Below are 3,351 nucleotides of genomic sequence, written 5' to 3'. Positions count from 1 at the left end.
TGCATTTCATCGTGATCAGCAAGGCCGTCTACATGAAAGATGCGCCCGCCGAACTCTTCATCCATCACACCTGGCCCATGGCGGTGATCGCGGTCGTAACGCTCACTGCAGGCGCCTGGCTATTTCGCAGGCGCATGTCCTGAACACCTAACAAGCAATCCGGGAGGACAATCATATGTGTCTGTCAGCAGAAGTCAGTTTCATCGCCGCCGCTGGTCTTATTCCAGCAGGCATGCTCAGCATGCGGCAAGCCTGGCGGGGCGACCGGCGCTATCTGCCGCTGGCAACCCTGCCGCTGTTGTTTGGAATTCAACAATTGGCCGAAGGCGTGGTCTGGGTCGCCGGGTCCAGCCAGAACACCGAACTGATCGCAAGTGCCTCTCTCCTATACATGTTTTTTTCCTGGTTGGCCTGGCCGGTCTGGATTCCGGTCTCGACCTTCGCCCTCGAACCGGCCCGGCGTAAACCCTATTTCCTCGTCTTCGTAATAGCCGGCGCGATGTTGGGCGCACTGCAATACATTCCCTATTTTGCGCACGAGGGCTGGCTCAATACCCGCTTCCTGTCGCATGTAATCGTCTATGAAGGCACCGAACTCCTCGATTTTGTCGGACGCCGAGAGATTACCTATGCGATCTATGTGTCAGTTGTGATCCTGCCACTTTTACTATCATCGGTACGCGGCGTGCGTATCTTCGGTTTTCTCGCGTTTGGCGTTCTCATCACAACCTATACGTTCTTCGCATACGCCTATGTTTCGGTCTTCTGTTTCGGCGGGGCGGTCATGTCATCCTATCTGGTCTGGATGATGTACCGGGGTGACGGTTCGAAACACGGCACACGACCTCAAACAACACCTGCGTGAGCCAGAAGTGATGGCACTCGACCCATTCGCCATTGCCGGCATTGACACCGCCCGCCTGACACGTGTGAGCAGTCGTTTCGAGCAGTGTTTGGCGCGCGCAGCGTCGGCTCGTGTCGCAAAGTGGCGGACGTAGGTGCAGCGCTCTGGGAGTGGGTGAAGACCGGCGCCTTCTGCGCCCCTCAGAAAGAAAGCTCAACGCCCACGAGGAATTCAAACGGCTTTCCCGGGCGAAGACCGGCCGGGTCTATTGAGGCAACATACACATCGTCGAAAAGGTTCTCGGCCTTGACCCGCACGCGGATGCGATCCGTCAGGTCAATCCATATTGCGGCATCCGCCACCCAACGCGCCTCGATGAGTTGCGCCGCCCGGATTGCACCCTGCCCAGCCCGCGCCCGTGCATCGGACACATAGTTGGCCGACATATCCGCCCCCCAGCGGTTGGTCTCGACACCTGCGTTCAATGTCAGCTGTTGGTCGGCCACATAGGGCAACTTGTCCCCGGCGACAACATCACCCCAGGGTTCGTAGTCGCTCTCGAAACTCCGCTGGAATTCTGCATCTGTGAGCGTGTAGACGAGCCCCAGCGGAAGGGCGAAGTCTGCCCCCAAAAGGGTTGCCGCATCCCATCTGGCTGTGACTTCGAGGCCTTGCACGCTCACTTCACCGCCGTTGAACTGGTCACCCACAGTACAGTCGCCGCCGAACGACGCCGTGCAGGTACCGAGCAGGTTCGAATAGTCGTTGAAATACGCGATGACTTCCATTTCGAAACTTCCGTGCGCCAAACGCCCACCAAATTCCCAGTTGACGCTTTCTTCGACATCGGCCTTCGTCGTGCCCGGGCTGGCGATGGCGAAACCGCGATGCACGCCGGCCAGCAGCGTCAGTTCATCACTGACATCATAGAGCGCGCTCAGGCCTGGAACGACGACACTGTCGGACAGTTCGCGCACGCCTGTCGCGCCGGAACGGCGTGTCGGATCGCCTGTCGCATAGTCGTTGCGCACCAGACTGTAGTCTTCAAAGCGCGCGCCGCCTGTCAGCGACAGGCGACCGGCCGTCAGTTTATCCTGCACGAAAACAGCCAATGCCTGACCGGTAGAGACCCGGTTCGCCTGACTGCCGGCGGCACCGGCTGTTGTCAGGACCAGCTGGCCGCCTTCGAGGCGATATGCATCTTCTTCCTGGAAACGATCTTCCTCGTCTTCATGCACGCGAATGCCCACAGTCAGTTCATGACCGGCACCAGCGAAGGCTGTCTCCCAGTTCAGGACCGACTGGACGCCCTGGCTATAATAGGCCCGGCGGTTCGCCCGGTAGACAATGGAATTGTCAAGACTCAACGCGCCTGTCGCCAGAGCGTACTCGGCCGCATTGGTAACCGGATCGGCGATGACCGCGGAGATTGACATATCGTTGCTCGCACCCGTGCCGGCCGCGTTGATACCTTGTAGCCTGTACCAGTTGCGCGCAAAATCGTGACGGTAGGCGAGCGTCGTCAGGCTCAGTTCAGGAACAAGTTCAATCTTGTGCGTCAGCTGGAGCAATTCGTTTTCACCGCGGAATACATCATCGGCACTCGCATCATAGCGGCGAAACGGATCGGTGCGGAAATCGTTCAGAGTAAGGCCCAGATAGGTTTCGTTCGAGGTCTCCTTTCGCGTCTGGTACTTCAGCTCAAGACTTTGCGGCGTCATGCCTTCGTCCTGATAGGCGCCAAACTTGACCACCAGGTCGTCGGCGTCGAAACCCGTCGGACCGCCATTGTCCAGCCGCTTGAAACCGTCGGTCTCATCGCTGAAAACTTCAACCAGCCCGCCCAGCTGCCAGTCGGCGGCGACGGACGTCTTGCCGCCGGCCCTCAGATGGACGCGCTGGCGGTCATTCGTCCCGATAAACACCTGGCCATAACCCTGCGGGCTGTTCGGCACGGGCGTGGAGAACATGTTGAACGCCCCGCCAGTCGTGCGCGGTCCATAAAGTATTGCCGCCGGGCCCTTGGTCACTTCGACAGCGCTCATACGCGCGATGGTCGGGAAATAATAGGCTGACGGCGAGGCATAAGGCGCTGGCGAGATCGGCACGCCATCCTCCATCAGCGCAACCCGGGAAGATCTGTCGGAACCCGATCCGCGCAGGCCAATATTCGGCCTGAGGCCATAGCCGTCTTCTTCCTGCAGATTCACTCCCGGCACGGCCCGCAGGATGCGCAATACATCGCTCTGCGACTGGATCGACAGGTCAGTATCGGTCAGGAAAGAGACAGATCCCGCCACTTCCAGCGCGGCCTCCGGCGAGCCGGTCACGACGATGGTTGACAGGAGACGATAATGATCGTCGCCGTCCCGGACCGCTTCTGCCTGGGCGCCTGCTGAAAATACCAGCATCACCGCAGATGCCGTCAGGACGCCGCCCTTGAGATGATACATCTTTGCCCTCGCACGCCTTATTGAGAATAAGTTGCATTCTAATACGTTGGGCAA

The 3,351-nt window shown here is 59.1% G+C and carries 2 protein-coding genes; one reads left to right on the top strand and one right to left on the bottom strand.

What is annotated here, in order from left to right; translation table 11 throughout:
• The first annotated feature begins 175 nt into the window (after positions 1 to 175).
• Entirely contained in the window at positions 176 to 865 is a 690-nt protein-coding gene (locus HOC_RS20175) for a DUF6629 family protein (RefSeq protein ID WP_051625169.1), read from the top strand.
• Positions 866 to 1,044: 179 nt separating this feature from the next.
• On the opposite strand, the gene HOC_RS20170 is transcribed toward HOC_RS20175, so the two are convergent.
• Positions 1,045 to 3,297, bottom strand: a complete 2,253-nt coding sequence (locus HOC_RS20170; RefSeq protein WP_051625168.1) for a TonB-dependent receptor family protein — start codon at positions 3,295 to 3,297, stop codon at positions 1,045 to 1,047.
• Between the last annotated feature and the right edge of the window lie 54 nt (positions 3,298 to 3,351).

The sequence above is a fragment of the Hyphomonas oceanitis SCH89 genome (assembly GCF_000685295.1).
Taxonomy (GTDB): Bacteria; Pseudomonadota; Alphaproteobacteria; order Caulobacterales; family Hyphomonadaceae; genus Hyphomonas; species Hyphomonas oceanitis.
This window is presented reverse-complemented; position numbering and strand designations above follow the sequence as displayed.